Source organism: Arenimonas metalli CF5-1 (assembly GCF_000747155.1).
GTDB classification, from domain to species: Bacteria; Pseudomonadota; Gammaproteobacteria; order Xanthomonadales; family Xanthomonadaceae; genus Arenimonas; species Arenimonas metalli.
Map to the genome: position 1 here is coordinate 196,089 of NZ_AVCK01000055.1, position 19,312 is coordinate 215,400.

Consider the following 19,312-nt stretch of genomic DNA (forward strand, 5'->3'; position numbering starts at 1 on the left):
AGCCTAGCGCGAAGCTCAGCCCAGGCGTGAGATCACGGCTTCGGTCGGCTTGGCGAGGTTCAGGGTGTAGAAATGCAGCTCGGGCGCGCCGCCTTCGATCAGGCGCCGGCACATCGCCGCCACCACGTCGGACGCGAACTCGCGGATGGCCTCGGCGTCGTCGCCGTAGGCCTGCATGCGCTTGCCGATCCAGCGCGGGATTTCGGCGCCGCAGGCTTCCGAGAAGCGCCGCAGCTGGGTGAAATTGGAGATCGGCATGATGCCCGGGATCACCGGGATGTCGAGGCCGGCCTTGCGCACGTCGTCGACGAAGCGGAAGTAGGCGTCGGCGTTGAAGAAATACTGGGTGATGGCGGAGTCCGCGCCGGCGTCGACCTTTTCCTTGAAGCGGCGCAGGTCGGCCAGGGCGTCCTCGGCCTGCGGGTGGGTTTCCGGGTAGCAGCCCACTTCGATGTGGAAGTGGTCGCCGCACTCGTTGCGGATGAAGCGCACCAGATCCGAGGCGTAGTGCAGGTCGCCGGGCCGGGCCATGCCCGAGGGCAGGTCGCCGCGCAGCGCGACGATGCGGTCGCAGCCCAGGACCTTGTACTCGCCCAGCAGCTGGCGGATCTCGTCGCGGGTGCCGCCGACGCAGCTCAGGTGCGGCACGCCGTTGAGGCCGTGGTGCTCGCGCAGCCGCCGCACCGTCTCGCCGGTGTAGGACAGCGTGGAGCCGCCGGCACCGAAGGTCACCGAGCCAAAGCGCGGCGCGTACTTCTTCAGCCGGCCGACGGTGCGGTCGAGCTGCTGGCGCTGCTCCTCGGTCTTGGGCGGGTAGAACTCGAAGCTGAGCTGGGGCATCGGGCACCTCGGTCGGATGCCTGAACTATATCGCTCCATCCGGATGAAAGGAACAACAAATGGACAGCAAATGAACCAGGTTCATTTAGCCGGCCACGGCCTTGGCTAACGCCGGCAACCGGCCAGCTAAATGACCCTGGTTCATTTGCTGTCCCTTTGTTCCCGCCGGATGCCAGAATTCCGGCATGAACATCGCTCTTACCGACTTCGCCCGCGCCCGCCTGTTCCCGGCCGACGGTCGCCGCACGGCCATCCAGGACATCACGCCCGCCCAGTTCGTCGAGCGGCTCAACGCCGAGGCGCCGGAACGGGTGATTCCCGGCTACGCGCCCTTCTGCCGGCTGCACGTGCACCGCAACTGGACCTCGACGAAATGCTCGGTGATCCCGATCACCGGCGAGAACCGCCACCAGCTGCGCAGCGCCTACGAAGCCCGCACGCGCGAGGAGCTGCCGGTGCTTGTGCGCTGGTTCGAAGGCCTGGAGCCGCCGGTGGCCAACTACCTGGTGCCCATCCTCTACAGCCGCGAGCAGATGGCGAAGGAGGACACGCCGGTGGACGCCGACTGGGGCATCGTCGGCTGCCTGTACACGATGGACCCCGACGAAATCCCGATGGTGCCCATCACCATGATGCGCAACGCCCTGGGCGTGGAAGAGGGCGGCTCCGGCGTTCCCCTCGACCGCACCGCCTACCGCCGCAGCGTCGCCTTCTGGACGTCCCACGCCAACTGGCGATAGTTTTTTTGCCACTGATGAACACAGATGAACACGGACAAGTCAAAAGCGCTTAGCTCAGGCTTGGGCTTCGCCAGCGAATGAATCCCGCGAAGCCCCACCTCTGCCTTTCGCTCCATCCGTGTTCATCTGTGTTCATCAGTGGCTAAAAGCCCTAAAAAAACGGGCGCCCGAGGGCGCCCGTTTGGGTGAAGCGGTAGCGGTGGATCAGTAGCGGTAGTGGTCGGGCTTGTAAGGGCCGTCCTTCGAGACGCCCAGGTACGCGGCCTGCTCGTCGGTCAGGGTGGTCAGCTTCACGCCGATCTTCTCGAGGTGCAGGCGGGCCACTTCCTCGTCCAGCTTCTTGGGAAGGATGTAGACCTTGGCCTCGTAGCTGTCCTTGTTGGCCCACAGGTCGATCTGCGCCAGGGTTTGGTTGGCGAACGAGTTCGACATCACGAACGACGGGTGGCCGGTGGCGCAGCCCAGGTTCACCAGGCGGCCTTCGGCCAGCAGGAAGATCGCATTGCCGTTCTTGAAGGTGTACTTGTCGACCTGCGGCTTGATGTTCAGGCGCACGGCGTCCGAGGTGTTCAGGCGGTCCACCTGGATCTCGTTGTCGAAGTGGCCGATGTTGCAGACGATGGCCTGGTCCTTCATCTGCGACATGTGCTCGAGCGTCAGCACGTCCTTGTTGCCGGTGGTGGTGACGTAGATGTCACCGCGGCCCAGGGTGGCCTCGACCGTGTTGACCTCGAAGCCTTCCATCGCCGCCTGCAGGGCGTTGATCGGGTCGATTTCGGTGACGACCACGCGGCAGCCGTAGGCGCGCAGCGAATGGGCCGAGCCCTTGCCGACGTCGCCGTAGCCGCAGACGACCGCGACCTTGCCGGCTAGCATCACGTCCATCGCGCGCTTGAGGCCGTCGGCCAGCGACTCGCGGCAGCCGTAGAGGTTGTCGAACTTGGACTTGGTGACCGAGTCGTTGACGTTGATGGCCGGGACCAGCAGCTTGCCGGCTTCCAGCATCTGGTAGAGGCGGTGCACGCCGGTGGTGGTCTCTTCCGAGACGCCCTTCCAGTCCTTCACCACGTTGGTCCAGAAGCCCGGGCGCTCCTTGGCGACGCGCTTGAGCAGGTCCTTGATCACCTGCTCTTCGTGCGAACCCGAGGGCGAGTTGACCCAGGCGGTGTCGCCCTTCTCAAGCTCGTAGCCCTTGTGGATCAGCAGGGTGACGTCGCCGCCGTCGTCGACCACCAGCTCCGGGCCCTTGCCGCCCGGGAAGGTGACCGCGTCGAGGGTGCAGTCCCAGTACTCTTCCAGCGTCTCGCCCTTCCAGGCGAACACCGGCGTGCCGGTCTTGGCGATGGCCGCCGCGGCGTGGTCCTGGGTAGAGAAGATGTTGCACGAGGCCCAGCGCACGTCGGCGCCGAGATCCTTCAGGGTCTCGATCAGCACGGCGGTCTGGATGGTCATGTGCAGCGAGCCGGTGACGCGCACGCCCTTGAGGGGCTTGGCGGCGGCGTACTTCTCGCGGATGGACATCAGGCCCGGCATTTCCTGCTCGGCGATGTCGATTTCCTTGCGGCCCCAGTCGGCCAGCGAGAGGTCGGCGACCTTGTAGTCGTTCTTGAGGTTAACCACAGCGTTCATTTGGGTATTGCTCCGTTGTGTGGGACGGCCGGGGACCCCTGTGGGAGGGGCTTCAGCCCCGACGGGCCGTCTCAATCTAACGGGCGCGGTTGGTACGGAACCTCAGCCGAGCCTGATCCCTTGTCCGCGGTGCGGACCGGGCTTGCAGCGCCCCTCGGCGGAGGGTCCGGCGGGCCGCGGGGCGGCTGCCGGGGGTGCGGGTCTTCACAGACCGGCCGCCATTGTATCGCCAGTTCGCGATGGAGGGATGAATGCGGGCAGGCCCCGCTCAGCGGTAGTCGTCTTCACGCTGGTGGCGGACGGCCAGGACGGTCACGGTTGCGGCATCCTCGATTTCGAACAGGACCACGTAGCCCGATGCGCCAAAGCCGATCACGAGCTCGCGCAGGAAGGCATCGCCCCCTTCCGCGCGCCGGCAGGCAAAGGGTGAAGTCTCGAGCAGGGCGATGCCCCGATCGATGGCCTTCAGCGAGGCGCGGGCCTGCACGAGGTCGAAGCCGGCCTGCTGCAGCTTGAAGGCGTTCAGGCGCTCGAGGTCATCCAGTGCTTCCTCCGTGAAGCGGACCTCGAAGCTCATTCCTTCCTCTTTCCGGCCTTCTTGACCTGGGCTTCCAGTCGGGCGAGCACCTGCGCCGCCGGCACGTAGCGACCGCTTTTCCTGGCGGCCTCGCGCGAAGCCAGTCCGCGGGCCAGGAAGTCCGCTTGTGTACGGCGCTGTTCGATTTGCGCACGCAGGGCCGCTTCGACGAAACCGGAAAGCGACTCGCCTTCCCGTAGGACGTCTTCGGCGGCTTCACGGAGTTCGGGGGCGACCCGCAGCGAGGGGATGGTGGCGGTCTTCACGGAAGGGATTCCTTGCGTTGCATTTGCGACGCATCTTGCGCCCGCGCGCTGTCGGGCACAAGCGCTCGCGGGCCAGGCGCTCGGCGGTGCCTTGGGTGCTCCGGCTGCGGAAAGCAGAACGGGCCGCTTTCGCGGCCCGTTCTCCCTCTCCCCGGCCCTCTCCCGCGTAGCGGGAGAGGGAGCAGGGCGATTACTTCTTCTTGCTGGCGACGGGCTTGTCGAGGCCGGCGGCCTTGCGCAGGGCGTCGGCCTTGTCCGTCTTCTCCCAGGAGAAGGCGGTGGCGGTGTGCTTCTTGCCCTTGCCGTCGGTGTAGGTCACCTGGAACGGCTTGCGGCCGAAGTGGCCATACGACGCGGTGAGGCGGTAGATCGGGTGCAGCAGGTCCAGCATCTTGGTGATGCCGTACGGGCGCAGGTCGAAGTGGGTGCGGATCAGCTTCTCGATCTTGTCGTCGCCGATCTTGCCGGTGCCGAAGGTGGTGACCGAGATCGAGGTCGGCTCGGCGACACCAATCGCGTAGCTGACCTGAACTTCGCACTTGTCGGCCAGGCCGGCGGCCACGATGTTCTTGGCCACGTAGCGCGCGGCGTAGGCGGCCGAGCGGTCGACCTTGGACGGATCCTTGCCCGAGAACGCGCCGCCGCCGTGGCGGGCCATGCCGCCGTAGGTGTCGACGATGATCTTGCGGCCGGTCAGGCCGGCGTCGCCCACCGGGCCGCCGATCACGAAGTTGCCGGTCGGGTTGATGTGGATCTTCGACTTCGGCAGCGCCTTCAGCCACGCCTTCGGCAGCACGGGCTCGAGGATGTGCTTCATGACGCCGGCCACGATGTCCTTGTGCTTGACGTTCGGGTCGTGCTGCGTGGACAGCACCACGGCGTCGAGGCCGACGATCTTGTCGTTCTCGTAGCGCAGGGTGACCTGGCTCTTGGCGTCCGGGCGCAGCCACTTGAGCTTGCCGGCCTTGCGGACCTTGGCCTGCTGCTCGACCAGGCGGTGCGCGTAGTAGATCGCGGCCGGCATGTATTCCGGCGCCTCGTTGCAGGCGTAGCCGAACATCAGGCCCTGGTCGCCCGCGCCCTGTTCTTCCGGCTTCTTGCGGTCCACGCCCTGGTTGATGTCGGGCGACTGCTTGCCAATCATGTTGACGATGGCGCAGGTGTGGCCGTCGAAACCAACGTTCGAGTTGTCGTAGCCGATGTCGTTGATCACGCCGCGGGCCAGGGCTTCGATGTCCACCCAGGCGCTGGTGGTGATCTCGCCGGCGACGATGGCGGCGCCGGTCTTCACCAGCGTCTCGCAGGCCACGCGGGCCTTCGGGTCCTGGGCGAGGATCGCGTCCAGCACCGCATCGGAGATCTGGTCGGCCATCTTGTCCGGGTGGCCTTCGGAGACCGACTCGGAGGTGAAGAGGTAGCTGGACATCGTCGCTTATATCCCTTGATTGAGATGAAAGGATGGGTGGGGCGCGCATGATACACGCCCGGACCCCCGGGTGCATCCTGCGCCCCGCCATGTTGCCTCCCGGTTAAGCCGGCTGTCACCCCGCTGACGCCGGGGTTTCACCGGGCTGTCAGGCGCGGGCGCGAAGCTGCCGCCGTCGCAAGCACGGGGGCTGTCCATGATCGAGCTCGAGCGTCGCCTGGCCGAACGCTATCCGAAGTGGTTCGAGGGCCCGCAGGGTCGGCTGGCGCGGCCGCTGGTGCGCGGGCTGGGCAAGTGGTCGGGGCTGGACGAGGCCGAGCGCTTCCTCGCGGACAACGCCCACCTGCGCGGCCACGCCTTCGTCGAGGCGGCGCTGGACCACCTCGGGGTCCGCTACACCGTCGACCAGGTCGAGCGCGAGCGCATCCCGCAGACCGGGCGCGTGCTGATCGTCGCCAACCATCCCTCCGGTGCGCTGGACGCGCTGGCGCTGCTGCACCTGGTCACCGGCATCCGTCGCGACGTGCGCATCCTGGCCAATGATTTCCTCGGCGCGGTGGAACCGCTGCGCGAGCTGCTGCTGCCGCTGCGCATCCTCGGGGGCAAGCCCGACGCCGACAGCCTGACGGCGGTGGACGCGGCGCTGGCGCGGGAAGAGTGCGTGATCGTGTTCCCGGCCGGGGAAGTCTCGCGGCTGGGCCTGCAGGGCGTGCGCGACGGGCGCTGGCGCAAGGGCTTCCTGCATTTCGCGAAGGCGAGCGGGGCGCCGGTGCTGCCGGTGCGGATCGGGGCGCGCAATTCGGCGCTGTTCTACGGCGCGTCGGCGCTGTTCAAGCCGGCGGGCACGGCGCTGCTGCCGCGCGAGCTGTTCGCGCGCCGGGGCAGCCGCATCGCGCTGCGCATCGGCCGGCCGCTGACGCTCGAGGCCGACCAGCCACCGGCGAACGCGCTGGCCTCGGTGCGGCAGGCGCTGTACGCCATCGGCTCGCGCCGCGAGGCCGCGGCGAAAGGCCCCGAGCCGCTGGTGCATGCGGTCGACCGGCGTTTGCTCGTGGACGCGCTGGCGAAGCTGCCGCTGCTCGGCAGCACGCCCGACGGCAAGCGCATTCACGCCGGCCGGCTCGACACCGATTCGCCGCTGCTGCGCGAGATCGGCCGCCTGCGCGAGCTGACCTTCCGCGCGGCGGGCGAGGGTACCGGCCGCAAGCTCGACCTCGATGCCTACGACAGCTGGTACGACCACCTGGTGCTGTGGGACCCGGAGGCGCTGGAGATCGCCGGCGCCTACCGCATCGCCGACGGCGAGCGGGTGCTGGCCGAGCGCGGCCGCGAGGGCTTCTACACCGCGTCACTGTTCCGCTACCCCTGCGAGCTGCTGCCGCGGCTGGCGCAGGGCATGGAGCTGGGCCGCAGCTTCGTCGCGCCGGCCTACCAGGGCACGCGCAGCCTCGATTACCTCTGGCTCGGCATCGGCGCCTACCTGCGCGCGCATCCGGGCGTGCGCTACCTGTTCGGGCCGGTGACGATCAGCGCCGAGCTGCCGATCGCGGCGCGCGAGCAGCTGGTGGCCTACTACGACCGCTACTTCGGCGGCCACCGCGGCGAAGTGGTGGCGAACCGGCCGTTCCGCTTCCTGGCCGCACCGCCGGCCTGGGGCGAGCTCGGCGCCGAGGAGGCGTTCCGCGTGCTCAAGGCCAACCTCGGCGCGCTCGGCACGCGCGTGCCCACGCTCTACAAGCAATACACCGAACTGTGCGAACCCGGCGGCGCGCGCTTCCTCGCGTTCGGCGTGGACCCGGCCTTCAACAATGCGGTGGACGGGCTGGTGGAAGTGGACCTGTCGCGGGTACGGCCGCGCAAGCGCGAGCGCTACCTCGGCCCGGTGCCCGCGGCGCTGGCGGCGGGCGAGGCGGCGTGATGGCCGCCGCGACGCTCCGGCAACGCGCGGTCTTCCTCTCGGACGTGCACCTGGGTTCGCGCAACTGCCATGCCGCCGAGCTGGCGACCTTCCTCGACGGGCTGAGCACGCGGCGCCTGTACCTCGTCGGCGACATCGTCGACCTGTGGTGGATGGCCCAGCGGCGCGCCGCCTGGGGCGCCGACCAGAACCGGGTGGTGGAGGCGCTGCACGAGTTGGCGCGCGCCGGCAACGAACTGATCTACGTGCCCGGCAACCACGACCGCCCGATCCGACGCTTCTGCGGGCTGATGCTGCCGGCGATGCAGGTGCGGCGCCGCGCCATCCACCAGCTCGCCGACGGCCGCCGGCTGCTGGTGACGCACGGCGACGACTACGACGCGGTCACCCACTTCGGCGGCTTCCAGGTGCGCTTCGGCGACTGGCTCTACGACCGCATCCTCGCCGGCAACCGCGTGACCAATCGGGCGCGGCGTCGTTTCGGGCTGCGCTACTGGTCGCTGGCCGATTTCCTGAAGCGGCAGAGCGGGGCGGCCGAGCGCTACATCGCCCGCTTCGTGCAGGCCGGGCTGGACGACGCCCGCCGGCGCGGCCTCGACGGCGTGCTCTGCGGCCACATCCACCGCGCGGCGCTGCGCGAGGTGGACGGGCTGGTCTACGGCAACGACGGCGATTGGGTCGAAAGCCTGACGGCGCTGGCGGAGGATGCCGACGGCAGCCTGGTGCTGCTGCGCCACGACGGCACCGAGCTGGAGCGCCTGCCGCCGCGCGCGCCGGTGCGGCGGCTGGCGCTGGTGCAGGCGGCCTGAATCCGGGCAGGGCGCGCGCCAATCGGCGCAGGCGAGGGCGTGTTCGTGGTGGAATGCGCGCCGGTGTCCGATGCAGCCACCGCGTCACCGCCGCGTCACGCCACGGCGACCGCATCGTCGATTAGCATCCAGGCATGGATTCCCTCTCCCAGATCGTCCTCGGCGGCGCCCTCGCGGCGGCCGTTGCCCCCGCCGGCCACCGCCGCGCCGCGCTGCTGGCCGGCGCCGCGCTGGGCACGCTGCCCGACCTCGATTCCTTCGCGATGCTGCCGTTCGGGCTCGACCCCGTGGCGATGATGACCTGGCATCGCGGGCCCTCGCATTCGCTGTTCGTGCTGCTGCCGCTGGCCTTCCTGGTCTGGGCCGGGTTCCGGGCGCTGGGCGGGCGGGTGGCCGAATCGCCGGGGCGATGGTTCGCGGCGATCGCGCTGGCGCTGGTCACGCATCCGATCCTCGATGCCTTCACCGTGTACGGGACGCAGCTGTGGTGGCCGATCCCGGTGTCGCCGGCGATGTGGTCGAGCCTGTTCATCATCGACCCGCTGTACACGCTGCCGCTGCTGGTGGCCTGCGCGCTGGCCTGGTCCTGGCGCGAGCGCGACGCGGCGCGCAAGGCGCTGGTGGTCGGGCTGGCGCTGAGCACCGCCTACATCGGCTGGTCGCTGACGGCGAAGTGGCTGGTGGATCGCCAGGCCGAGCGGACGCTCGCCACGATGGGCCTGCAGGATGCGCCGCGCTTCTCGGTGCCGATGCCGTTCAACACGCTGCTGTGGCGGGTGGTGGTGATGACGCCGGACGGCTTCCTGGAGGGCGAGCGTTCGCTGGTGGCGGACTCCGGGCCGATGGTTTTCCGGAAGTACTCGTCCGATACCGCATCGCTGGCCCGCGTCGCCGACTACCCGGCCGTGCAGCGCCTGCTCTGGTTCAACCACGCCTTCATGAAGGCTGAGGTGCGCGATCGCCAGCTGGTGCTCAGCGACCTGCGCATGGGCGCCGAGCCCGACTACACCTTCCGCTTCGTCGTGGCCGAGCGCGATGGCCTGCGCTGGCGGGAGATTCCGCCGAAGCAGGTCAGCTGGCCTTGGGAAACCGAGCGACTGCTCTCGCAGTTGTGGCACCGGATCTGGGAGGCGCCGCCCGCGCCCGAAGCGGACGGGGCGGCGACCCAGGCCGCGCGCTAGCCGGCAAGGCGGCGCGCGGCAACGCCTTACCGGTCAGAACAAGTCGATCGCGGGCCAGTTGCTGACTTCGTCAGCGATCGAATCCATCATCGCCTTCATGTCGTCGGGACTGCCGCCGCGGGTGTTGCTCACGGCCACCAGGCCGAAACCGCCGGCGCGCTGGTCGTAGGTGGCGAGCGTGCCGCTCATGGCGCCGTTGTGGTAGTACGGCGCCAGGATGCCGTCGGTGTGCCGCATGAAGCGCAGCAGGTCGATCGGGCGCGCGATCCAGCCGCCGTGCGAGTCGAAGCGCTGCGGCTTGACGCTGGAGTAGGCGCCGCTGCCGTAATAGACCACCTCGTCCGGCTTGCGGTCGGCAAGCTTGTCGCCGCCGATCACGATGTCGCCGGCGCCGGCGGGCGTGAGCAGGGTGTCGCGCACGTAGGCTTCGTAGCTCTTGCCGCTGCGCGCCTCGATCACCCGGCCCAGCAGGCAGTAGCCGAAGTTCGAGTAGCGGTCCTGGCCGGTGAGGTTGGCCGGCGCGGTGCCGGGCGTGTAGCCGAGCGGGTATTCCTCGAGCGCCCAGTTGATCAGGCCCGCATGGCCGGTGCCGCTGTAGTCGAACATCGGGTCGCTGTTGGCGCCGTCGGCGTTGATGCGGCGGAAGCCGGCGCGATGGCGGATGAGGTGGTCGACGGTGATGTCCTCGATGTCCGGGTTGCTGTCCGGCGTCTCGAAGGTGCCGCCGAGGATGCTGTTGTCGCCGAATACGCGATCCCCCAGCTCCAGCGAGGTCGTGTTGGCCAGGTTCACCACGGCGACGTGGGTGATGGGCTTGGACACGCTGGCGATGCGGAAGCGGTGGCGCGGGCTGACCGGCATGCCGCTGTCCTTGTCCGCCACGCCGAAGCCGGCCGCGTACACCAGCTTGTCGTTGCGCATCACCGCGATCGACAGGCCCGGGATGTCATTGGCGCGCATGTAGGCGCGCGCCTTGTCCTCGATCAGCTTCAGGTCCTTGGCGGCGAAGGTGGTGTTGCGCCAGATCGTGTTGAAGCGCACGCCGTCCTGGCCGTTGAAGGCCTCGACGTAGTCCGGCTCCCACGACTGGTAGCGATGGTTGTCGAACACCGACTGGTAATGCGCCGCCGGCGTGCCGTGGCGCGCCGACCACTGCGGGCCGCCGGCCTTGGTCCAGACCGCGGCGTAGCGGTCGCTGCCGCCGTCGCGGTAGCCGCTGACCACGCTGAGCCGATAACCCTGGCCGGTGAACTCGTCGAACGCCGCCTGGTACTGCGACGCGGTCAGGCCATGGCGCGCGACCCAGGCCGGGCCACCCTTCTCGAAGATCGCGGCGAAGCGCGGCGCGTTGCCCACCGTGTAGGCGCTGACGTGCTTGAGCGCATAGCCCTGGCCGGACAGCTCGGTCACCGCCGCCTGGTACTGCGCGCCGGTGAGGCCGTGGCGCGCGGCCATCGCGGGCCCGCCGGACTTGGTCCAGATCGCGGCGTACTGCGCGGTGTTGCCGACCGCGTAACCGTTGACGAAGGTCAGCCGGTAGCCCTGCTGGTTGAACTGGTTGAACGCGGCCTGGTACTGCTCGGCGCTCAGGCCGTGGCGCGCGGCCCAGGCCGGGCCGGCCTGCTTCTTCCAGACCGCGGCGTAGCGGGCCTGGCCGCGGCCGCCGTCGTAGCCGCTCACCGATACGAGGCGGAAGCCCTTGCCGGTGAATTCCTCGAAGGCGGATTGGTATTGCGCGGGCGTCAGGCCGTGGCGTGCGACCCATTCCGACGCCAGCGCGGGGGCGGTGGCGGCGAACAGCAGGGCGGCGGCGAGCAGCGCGCGCCACGGGGACGGCCGGTCGGCCGTCGCGGGGACAACGGGGGTGTGCGGACTCATGGGGGGGCTCCGGGGGTGGCGAACAGGGGATGCGCCCGTCGCGATCGTGCGCTCTCCAATGAACGGCGTGTGGCGCGGATTCCGGCCTTGCCCCTTGCCGCGTAAGAAATTTCTTACGCTGCGGCCGCGGCATCCCAGGGCACGCCGGCCACCAGCGCGTCGAAGTATTCGCGCGTCAGCCGGAGCTGCGATTCGGTGTCGTCGGCACGATTGACGACGGCGCGGAAGGCGGCGTTCTCCGGGCGATCCTTCGCGTACCAGCCCAGGTGCTTGCGCGCGATGCGCACGCCCGCGACGTCACCGTAGAAGGCATGCAGGTGGGCGAGGTGGCCCAGCAGCACGTCGCGCACTTCCTGCAGCGTCGGCTCGGGCAGCTTCTCGCCGGTGGCGAGGTAGTGCGCGACCTCGCGGAAGATCCACGGGCGGCCCTGCGCGGCGCGACCGATCATCACCGCGTCGGCGCCCGTGTGGCGCAGCACGAAGGCCGCCTTCTCGGGCGAATCGATGTCGCCGTTGGCCAGCACCGGGATGCGCAGCGCGGCCTTCACCGCGGCGATGGTGTCGTATTCGGCCTGGCCGGTGTAGTGCTGGTCGCGCGTGCGGCCGTGCACCGCCAGCGAGGCGATGCCGCTGTCTTCGGCGATGCGCGCGATGGTGAGCGCGTTCTTCTGGTCCGCGGCCCAGCCGGTGCGGATCTTCAGCGTCACCGGCACGTCCACCGCGGCCACCACGGTCGAGAGGATGCGGGCCACCAGCGGCTCGTCGCGCATCAGGGCCGAACCGGCCCAGGTGTTGCACACCTTCTTCGCCGGGCAGCCCATGTTGATGTCGATGAGCTGGGCGCCGTGGTCGACGTTGTAGCGCGCGGCCTCGGCCAGCATCACCGGGTCGGTGCCGGCGATCTGAACGCTGATCGGGTCGGGCTCGCCGGCGTGGTCCATCCGGTGCAGCGATTTGTTGGTGTGCCAGAACTTGGGATCGGAGATCGTCATTTCCGACACGCACAGCCCCGCGCCCAGGCGCTTGCACAGCATCCGGAAGGGCTTGTCGGTGACGCCGGCCATCGGGGCCAGCACCACGCGCGGTTCGATGCGATGGGGGCCGATCTGCATGGGGCGGCATTCTAGCCGCCCCGTGCGTCGGCTGCCGGGGCCTAGTCGATGGTGTCGTCCACGGTGGCGCCCGGGGCGTTGTCCATCACCGAGCGGATGCCGTTGTCGCGGCCGCCCGTGTCGGCGTACATCTGGCTCTGGCCGATCACCTGGCCGTTGCTGGCCTTGAGGGTGAAGTAGTGGCGCCCGTCCTTGGCCTCGTGGCGATGGAAGTTGGACTCGGCCGTCGCGTGCTTGCGCACCGACTCGACGCCGTTGAGGCAGGACGCCTTGGCGGCGTAACCCTCGCTGGACAGGATCACCTGGCCGTTGCCGGCCTTGAGGTTGAACTGGAACTCGCCGTTGGCGCGCTTGCTGACTTCGAACTTGCCGGCCATGTCGTCTCCTCCTTGCAGGTGAAGGGGCAGACTAGGCAGGGCGGCGTTACCGCGAGGTTAAATTCTCTTGCCCGGTTAGGGCCGCTAGCCGGACGCGATGAGCTCCGAAAGCCTCGGCATTGCCAGCGCCGCCCCATGCCGTTCGGTGGAGCGCGACGCGAACCGCGTGGCGAAACGCACGGCGTCGGCGAACGGGGCGTCGGTCGTTGCCCGGGCCAGGGCGGCCGCGAGGGCGCCGCTGAAGGCGTCGCCCGCGCCGGTGGTGTCCACCGCTTTCGCGGGCTCGGCCGGCACCCGGTACGCGCTGGCGCCGTCGCCGCGCAGCGAGTCGCCGTGCGATACGAAGGCGCCCGCGGCCCCCAGCGTAATCACCACGGTGGCGCGGGGCGCCAGTGCGCGGCACAACGCGTGCAGTTCGGCGTTGGGACATGCCGCCAGCGTGTCCGGGTCGACCTCGCGGCCCTCGTGCCGCGCCAGCATGGCGGCGAACTCGGTTTCGTTCGGGGTCAGCACGTCGGCGACGGCGAGCATCGTGTCGGTGGTGGGCGCGTTCGCGGGCGCGGGGTTGAGGATGGCCAGGGCGCCGGCGGCACCGGCGGCGTCGAGCGCGGCCTGCACGGCCTCGGCGTCGACTTCGAGCTGGGCCAGCACCACGCGGGCACTTCCGAAGGCGTCGGCCTGGCACCGGACGAAACCGGAGGAAAGCGCGGCGTTGGCGCCGGGCGCGACCACGATGACGTTGCGCCCGGACGCATCCACGAAGATGCCGGCGGTGCCGGTGGCGAGCCCCGCGTGCACCTCGTCGCGCAGGTCGATGCCTTCGGCGGTGGCCAGCAATCGCGCGCCGGCCGCGGTGTCGTCCGCGCCGAGCCCGGTGATGAAGGTCGTGCGGGCGCCCGCCCGCGCGGCGGCAACGGCCTGGTTGAAGCCCTTGCCGCCGGGTCCGCCGGCGAAGGTGCCCAGGCGCGTGGCGCCGGGCGCCGGCAGTTGGTCCGTCGTCCAGACGAAGTCCTGGTTGTAAGACCCCACGACGACGACGTTGGACATTCGCAATCTCCTGTAGGAGGGCCTTCAGGCCCGAAGCTTTCTGGCGAAGGGCTTCGGGCCTGAAGGCCCTCCTACAAAATCGATCAGGCGCCGAGGGTGGTGAGGACGCCGGCAATGGTGGCGGTCATGAAGGTGGCCAGGGTGCCGCCCAGCACGGCGCGCAGGCCGAACTTGGCCAGGTCCTGGCGACGCTCGGGCGCGAGGCCGCCAATGCCGCCGATCTGGATCGCGATCGAGCTGAAGTTGGCGAAGCCGCACAGCGCATAGGTCGCGATCAGCTTGCCCTTGTCGGTCAGCGCCACGCCCTCGACGTTGCCGTTCACGATCTCGGCCAGTTGCAGGTAGGCCACGAACTCGTTGAGCACGATCTTCTGGCCGATCAGGCCGCCGACGGTGGTCGCGTCCTGCCACGGCACGCCGATCACCCAGGCGATCGGGGCCAGCAGGTAGCCCAGCAGGGTAGCCATGTCGGTCGGGCGGCCGAGCGCCTCGGCCAGGCCGGTCACTTCGCCGATCCAGGTCAGCGGCCAGTTCAGCATCGCGATCAGGGCGATGAAAGCCAGCAGCATCGCGCCGATGTTCAGCGCCAGGCGCAGGCCGTCGGCCGCGCCGGCGGCCGCGGCGTCGATGATGTTGCTGGTGGTCTTCTCGACCTCCATCTTCACCGTGCCGCGGGTGAGCGGGTTGCCGGTCTCCGGGATCAGCAGCTTGGCGATCACCAGCGTGGCCGGCGCGGCCATGATGGACGCGGCCAGCAGGTGTTTGGCGTAGTAGGCCGATTCGGCCGGATCGCCGCCGCCGAGCATGCCGACGTAGGCCGCCAGCACGCCGCCGGCGATGTGGGCCATGCCGCCGATCATCATGGTGATGAGCTCGGATTCGGTCATGCGGCCGATGTAGGGGCGCACCGTGAGCGGCGCCTCGGTCTGGCCGATGAAGACGCTGGCGCAGACGCTGGTGGTCTCGGCGCCCGACACCTTCATCACCTTGGTGATGGCCAGCGCCATGACGCGCACGATGAACTGCATCACGCCCAGGTGGTAGAGCACGCCCATCAGCGCGGCGAAGAAGATGATGGTGGGCAGCACCTGGAAGGCGAAGATGAAGCCGTAGGTGTTGACGTCCATCAGGTTGCCGAAGATGAACTTCGAGCCTTCGCCGACGAAGCTGAGGATCTTGACGAAGCCGTTGCCCAGCGCGTCGAACACGTCGCGGCCACCCGGCACCAGCAGCACCAGCGCGGCGAAACCGACCTGCAGGGCGATGCCGGTCAGCACCAGGCGCCAGTCCACCGCACCCCGGTTGTTGGAGAACAGCCAGGCGATGAAGATCAGGACGGACAGGCCGAACAGGCCGAACAGGATGCTGGTGATCATTGAGCGAAGGAACCCCCGGGACGATGCGGCAGGGTAGAGCAGGCCCCCCGCCCGGGCAAGGCGCGCTCAGCCCTCGTCGCGGGCCACCACCCGGTTCCGGCCGGCCTGCTTGGCCACCTGGAGGCGCTGGTCGGCCCGTTTCATCAGGCCCGAGAGGTCGTTGGCGTCCTGCGGGCAGCTGGCGAGGCCGGCACTGAGGGTCATCCGGCGCGGCTCCACGCCGGCCTCGGGCAGGAAGGGCGCGGCCTCGAGCTTGCGCCGCAACACCTCCAGCCGCTCCCAGGCCGCCCCGATCGGCAGCCGCAGCACCAGCACGAACTCCTCGCCGCCGACGCGGATCATCGGCTCCTCGCGCGCCAGCTCCTTGCGCAGCACCTTCACCGCGTGGCGCAGGGCGCGGTCGCCGGCCAGGTGGCCCAGCTCGGCGTTGATGTGGCGGAAGTTGTCCAGGTCCACCAGCGCCAGGCTGACGGTGTGGCCGTTGGCCCGCGCGTCGCGCACCAGCTGCGGCACGCGGGTGTTGAGGTAGTTGCGGTTGGGCAGGCCGGTCAGGCCGTCGGTGGCGGAGAACTGGGTCAGGCGCTGGGCGCGGAACACCACCATCGCGGTCACCAGCGTCACCGCCAGCAGCAGCACCAGGCGCTGCACCTGGGTGGACGTGCTGACGGTGCCGTAGGCGGCCGAGACCAGCGGCCCCTCGGCCAGCGCCACCACCGCGGCCCACAGCAGCCCGCTCTGAACCATCGCCAGCGCGCCGGCGAACAGGGTGACGCGGACGTCGTGCCTGAGCGCCGTGGCGAAGATGGCCAGCGGGTAGCAGCCCCAGACCACGGCGCTGTTGATCGCGGCCACGGGGGATTCCAGCGACAGCAGCGCCAGCACGAGGGTGACCATGGTGACGTCGGAGGCCGCGGTGACGGTGGCCAGGCCGGCGACGCGCCGCGGCCGCCGGGCCAGGCGCAGCCACAGCGCGCTCAGTCCCAGCGCCAGCAGCGCGCCGACCAGGCCGGCCAGGGTTTCGTGCAGGGTGCCGCCGGCCCAGCGGTTGAGCAGGGGCAGCAGGAGCAGCAGGCTGGCGACGCCGACGCGCAGGTGCGCCACCAGCAGTTCGCCGCCCGCGCCGACTTCCAGCAGGATCTCGTCTGGCGGCTGGCGCAGCGAGGCCGCCAGGTCTTCGAAGGTTTCGCGCAGGGTACTCACGCGGGGGGTCGTGGCCTGTCAAGAACTGGCCGGAGCATAGCCGGGCCGCTGGCGCGCTGTCAGGCCGGGTTTCGGCTCAGCCCGGCAGGCCGCGCAGGGCGACCCACAGCGCCAGCGCCGCGAACAGCGCGGCCGCGGCCCAGCGGGCGGCCTTCAGCGGCAGCTTCGCGGCGAACTTCGCGCCCAGCAGCACCACCGGCACGTTGGCGATGGCCATGCCCAGCGTGGTGCCCGCGACCACCTGCCACAGCGGCGAGTACTGCGCGGCCAGCACCACCGTCGCCACCTGGGTCTTGTCGCCGATCTCGACGATGAAGAACGCGATCGTGGTGGCCAGGAAGGCGCCAAACCGCGAGGCCTTCACCTCGCCGTCCTCGAGCTTGTCCGGCACCAGCGCCCAGGCCGCCACGGCGGCGAAGGACAGCACCACCGCCCAGCGCAGCACCTCGGGACTGACGAATTCGGTGACCCAGGCGCCGATCCAGCCGGCGAGACCGTGGTTGGCCAGCGTGGCCACCAGGATGCCGGCGATGATCGGCCAGGGCTTGCGGTAGCGCGCGGCCAGCATCAGCGCGAGCAGCTGGGTCTTGTCGCCGATTTCAGCGATGGCGACCGCGAAGGTGGAGATGTAGAGAGCGTCCAATGAATGACTCCGGGGCCGGGACGCGGTTTGGACGAAGGCCGGCGCCTCGCGGCCCGGCCCGGGTTCGCGACGCGCTGGCCTTCGGTCTTGCCCGCAAGGCGCTTGCCTTGCCCGCGCACCATGGCGATCGCCAAGTATGTTGATGCGAGGCGGCCCGGAGGGCCTGGGCTACTCCCCGAAGCCAGGGAAAGCGCCCACAGTATACCCGCTGGCCAAAAACCTGTGGGAGGGACTTCAGTCCCGATGCTTCTCGCTCCGGAACATCGGGACTGAAGTCCCTCCCACAGGGGCCGCTCAGGGGTCGCGGCAGAAGTCGTGGGTGGCCTGGCCAGTCAGCGGCTGTGCGTAGGCGGGGAACGGATACGGGTAGCCGCTGAAGGTCCGACCCTGGAAGTACCTCAAGTGCATCGCTTCCGCCTCCCGGGTGGCCCGGGCCTGGGAGGCGGCGTCCATGTCCCGGTAAAGGCCGGTCATGCCTCGGCTTCCGTATAGCCTGGCGTGCAGCAGGTTCATCACCATGGATTGATAAGGGTCGTTGGGGACCAGGGCCGCGTGGAAGCCGAAGTCGTCCTTGTAGGCGATCATCAGCAGGAAGGCCGAGCCCGGATAGCCGCGTTCCAGTGCCCGCTGCATCATGCCGGGCGCGTTGCGGCGCCAGCGGTCGAAGTCCTGGCCGACCATCATGCCGCGGCCGGACGGGGGCCAGTGGTGGCCCTCGGCGTAGCGGACCATGGCCTCCGGCTCGCCGGCGAGGGCCGCCTGCTCCAGGTATCGCGGGCCTTCGCTCAGCAGGGCAGCGGGCACGGCTTCGCATTGCTCCAGCCGCTCCAGGATCCAGGTGCGCTCGCGCGCCATGTAGTCCTGCACGGCGCTGCGCTGCTTTCCCGTCGCGGCGTCTTCGTCTTTCGGCGGATCGCTCGGCGCCGTCATTATCGACGCGTAGTCCTCGAGCTGTTCGCAACGAAGCAATTCCATCGCGAGCCGGCAGGCGGCCTTGCGGTCGCCGGCATCGGCGCGCGCGGCCAGCGGGGCGATGACGCCAGCCAGCGGCGCGTTTTCCGGTGGCAGGGGCTCGATCGCCACGACTTCGGTGCCCGGTGCAGCGGGAGGCGGTGGCTCGGCAACCTTCGGCTCGGCGTCGGCGGCGGCGCGTGCCGCCGAGGACGGTCCTTGCGGCGCCTTCGCCGGCCAGTTGAGCCACAGCGCCAGGGCCACCAGCGCCAGCACCGCCGCGAGGCCGACCCTGCGCCGGGTGCGCGGCGTCATCGCAGGCCCTCCTGCGGCAGGCAGCCCTGGCCCACGGGCACCGTGAAGCCCGGCCGCGGCCACTTGTTGAAGCCATGGGCGTCATGCAGCGGCACCAGGCCATGCGCGGCGCGCGCGAAATCCTGCGGTTCGCCATCGAAGTGCCGCGCGTGCATTTCCGCCGCCCGGCGCTCGGCCTCGGCGCGGTGGCGCGGATCGTCGCGGACCTTTATGTCGAACCGGCTGGCGTCGAAATCCTCGCCGAACACGCGGCGCGCCAGCGCCAGGCTGGCTTCGGCGGCGTCCGGGTCGTGCGGCGTCAACCAAGGCAGGAAATAGTTCGTCGAATGCGTCTCCAGCATCAGCAGGACGGCGCCGGGCTGGCCGGCCTCCAGTGCACGCTGGACCATGGCCGGGGCTTCGCGCCGCCATTGCTCGAATTCGGGCGTGGTGAGGTAGGCATTCGAACCGGTGATCCGGAAGGTGCCGCCCGTGGCGTACCGCACCACGGCGTCGGGCTCTCCGGCCAGCGCGGCCTGGCGCAGGTAATGCGCGCCGCGCGCGATGAGGTCGTCGTCCAGCCCGGCGCAGGTCCGCTTCAGCTCGGCGTGGCGAAGCAGCATCGTCGCGGCCTCGTTGGCCTGTTCCAGCTTTCCTTTTTCCGCGTGCGCACGTTCCTGGTTGGCCAGTCGCTCGAGCTGCGCGTCATCGAGCTGGGCCAGGAACTGGCAGCGCAACAGGTCCGTGCCCAAGCGGCAGGCGGTCCGGGCGTCACCGGCATCGGCGCGCGCCTTCAGGGCGGGGGCGATGTCGGCCAGCGTGGTTTCGCTGGCGCGGGGAAGCGTGGGTTCACCCGGTGGTGGTGTTTTCGGTGCGGAGGCCGTGGCGGGTGGCGCGGACGCGCCATCGACTGCCGCAGGCGACGCGGCGGGTCGAGGGGAGTCGAGGGGTGCGGACGCTGGCCACCACGCGCGGAGGGCGGCGATGCACAGGACGACGGCCAGCAGGAGCGCGGGGGCGCGGCGGAGGCGGCTCGTCAAATTCGGGG

At 69.8% G+C, this 19,312-nt stretch carries 18 protein-coding genes and 2 riboswitches; of the genes, 4 read left to right on the plus strand and 14 right to left on the minus strand.

The window, feature by feature from the left end:
- Positions 1-15: 15 nt before the first annotated feature.
- On the minus strand, positions 16-840 hold the full coding sequence (metF, locus tag N787_RS12575; RefSeq protein ID WP_034214703.1) for a methylenetetrahydrofolate reductase [NAD(P)H]: 825 nt from the start codon (positions 838-840) through the stop codon (positions 16-18).
- A gap of 185 nt (positions 841-1,025) precedes the next feature.
- Here metF and N787_RS12580 point away from each other — a divergent pair, with 185 nt between their 5' ends.
- Positions 1,026-1,580 (plus strand): DUF3228 family protein, encoded by a 555-nt coding sequence (locus N787_RS12580; RefSeq protein ID WP_034214706.1) that lies wholly within the window; start codon positions 1,026-1,028, stop codon positions 1,578-1,580.
- Positions 1,581-1,784: 204 nt separating this feature from the next.
- Here the strand turns inward: N787_RS12580 and ahcY are convergent, their stop codons facing one another.
- From ahcY to metK, 4 genes are all read right to left on the minus strand, one after another.
- Positions 1,785-3,209 carry an adenosylhomocysteinase gene (ahcY, locus tag N787_RS12585; protein WP_034214708.1) on the minus strand — a complete coding sequence of 475 codons (1,425 nt, stop codon included), beginning with the start codon at positions 3,207-3,209 and terminating at the stop codon, positions 1,785-1,787.
- 74 nt (positions 3,210-3,283) lie between these two features.
- Positions 3,284-3,371, minus strand: a riboswitch (S-adenosyl-L-homocysteine riboswitch).
- A 106-nt stretch (positions 3,372-3,477) separates the two neighbouring features.
- Complete coding sequence (locus N787_RS12590) at positions 3,478-3,786, minus strand: type II toxin-antitoxin system RelE/ParE family toxin (protein ID WP_034214709.1); 309 nt, start codon at positions 3,784-3,786, stop codon at positions 3,478-3,480.
- Positions 3,783-4,052 (minus strand): YlcI/YnfO family protein, encoded by a 270-nt coding sequence (locus N787_RS12595; protein ID WP_034214711.1) that lies wholly within the window; start codon positions 4,050-4,052, stop codon positions 3,783-3,785. Before N787_RS12595 ends, N787_RS12590 begins: the two co-directional genes overlap by 4 nt.
- Before the next feature lie 190 nt (positions 4,053-4,242).
- Positions 4,243-5,478: a methionine adenosyltransferase gene (metK, locus tag N787_RS12600; RefSeq protein ID WP_034214713.1), complete on the minus strand. Its 1,236-nt coding sequence runs from the start codon at positions 5,476-5,478 to the stop codon at positions 4,243-4,245.
- 196 nt (positions 5,479-5,674) lie between these two features.
- On the opposite strand from metK, the gene olsF reads away from it, so the two are divergent.
- The 3 genes from olsF to N787_RS12615 all read left to right on the plus strand — a co-directional run bounded on the left by olsF (position 5,675) and on the right by N787_RS12615 (position 9,386).
- Entirely contained in the window at positions 5,675-7,396 is a 1,722-nt protein-coding gene (gene olsF, locus N787_RS12605; RefSeq protein ID WP_084590798.1) for a bifunctional ornithine lipid synthase OlsF, read from the plus strand.
- Entirely contained in the window at positions 7,396-8,205 is an 810-nt protein-coding gene (locus N787_RS12610; protein ID WP_034214714.1) for a UDP-2,3-diacylglucosamine diphosphatase, read from the plus strand. The genes olsF and N787_RS12610 overlap by 1 nt, the downstream gene beginning before the upstream one ends.
- Before the next feature lie 134 nt (positions 8,206-8,339).
- On the plus strand, positions 8,340-9,386 hold the full coding sequence (locus N787_RS12615) for a metal-dependent hydrolase (protein ID WP_034214716.1): 1,047 nt from the start codon (positions 8,340-8,342) through the stop codon (positions 9,384-9,386).
- A 33-nt stretch (positions 9,387-9,419) separates the two neighbouring features.
- On the opposite strand, the gene N787_RS12620 is transcribed toward N787_RS12615, so the two are convergent.
- The 9 genes from N787_RS12620 to N787_RS12660 all read right to left on the minus strand — a co-directional run bounded on the left by N787_RS12620 (position 9,420) and on the right by N787_RS12660 (position 19,304).
- The gene (locus N787_RS12620) at positions 9,420-11,264 is read right to left on the minus strand and encodes a serine hydrolase (RefSeq protein ID WP_052575451.1); all 1,845 of its coding nucleotides are present in this window, start codon (positions 11,262-11,264) and stop codon (positions 9,420-9,422) included.
- Positions 11,265-11,377: 113 nt separating this feature from the next.
- Complete coding sequence (gene dusB, locus N787_RS12625) at positions 11,378-12,376, minus strand: tRNA dihydrouridine synthase DusB (RefSeq protein ID WP_034214717.1); 999 nt, start codon at positions 12,374-12,376, stop codon at positions 11,378-11,380.
- Between the two features lie 41 nt (positions 12,377-12,417).
- Positions 12,418-12,753, minus strand: a complete 336-nt coding sequence (locus N787_RS12630; protein ID WP_034214720.1) for a YegP family protein — start codon at positions 12,751-12,753, stop codon at positions 12,418-12,420.
- An 84-nt stretch (positions 12,754-12,837) separates the two neighbouring features.
- Positions 12,838-13,800, minus strand: a complete 963-nt coding sequence (locus N787_RS12635) for a ribokinase (protein ID WP_034214722.1) — start codon at positions 13,798-13,800, stop codon at positions 12,838-12,840.
- A gap of 83 nt (positions 13,801-13,883) precedes the next feature.
- The gene (locus N787_RS12640; protein ID WP_034214724.1) at positions 13,884-15,176 is read right to left on the minus strand and encodes a NupC/NupG family nucleoside CNT transporter; all 1,293 of its coding nucleotides are present in this window, start codon (positions 15,174-15,176) and stop codon (positions 13,884-13,886) included.
- 66 nt (positions 15,177-15,242) lie between these two features.
- Positions 15,243-16,376, minus strand: coding sequence for a GGDEF domain-containing protein (locus tag N787_RS14495; protein WP_052575452.1), 1,134 nt, complete (start codon positions 16,374-16,376; stop codon positions 15,243-15,245).
- Between the two features lie 76 nt (positions 16,377-16,452).
- Positions 16,453-17,019, minus strand: a complete 567-nt coding sequence (locus N787_RS12650; protein WP_034214727.1) for a TMEM165/GDT1 family protein — start codon at positions 17,017-17,019, stop codon at positions 16,453-16,455.
- A gap of 93 nt (positions 17,020-17,112) precedes the next feature.
- Positions 17,113-17,208: riboswitch (yybP-ykoY riboswitch) on the minus strand.
- A gap of 105 nt (positions 17,209-17,313) precedes the next feature.
- A complete protein-coding gene (locus N787_RS12655) occupies positions 17,314-18,285 on the minus strand; it encodes a hypothetical protein (protein ID WP_034214731.1) in 972 nt (323 codons plus the stop codon).
- A complete protein-coding gene (locus N787_RS12660) occupies positions 18,282-19,304 on the minus strand; it encodes a hypothetical protein (RefSeq protein WP_156969029.1) in 1,023 nt (340 codons plus the stop codon). The genes N787_RS12655 and N787_RS12660 overlap by 4 nt, the downstream gene beginning before the upstream one ends.
- Positions 19,305-19,312: the final 8 nt, after the last annotated feature.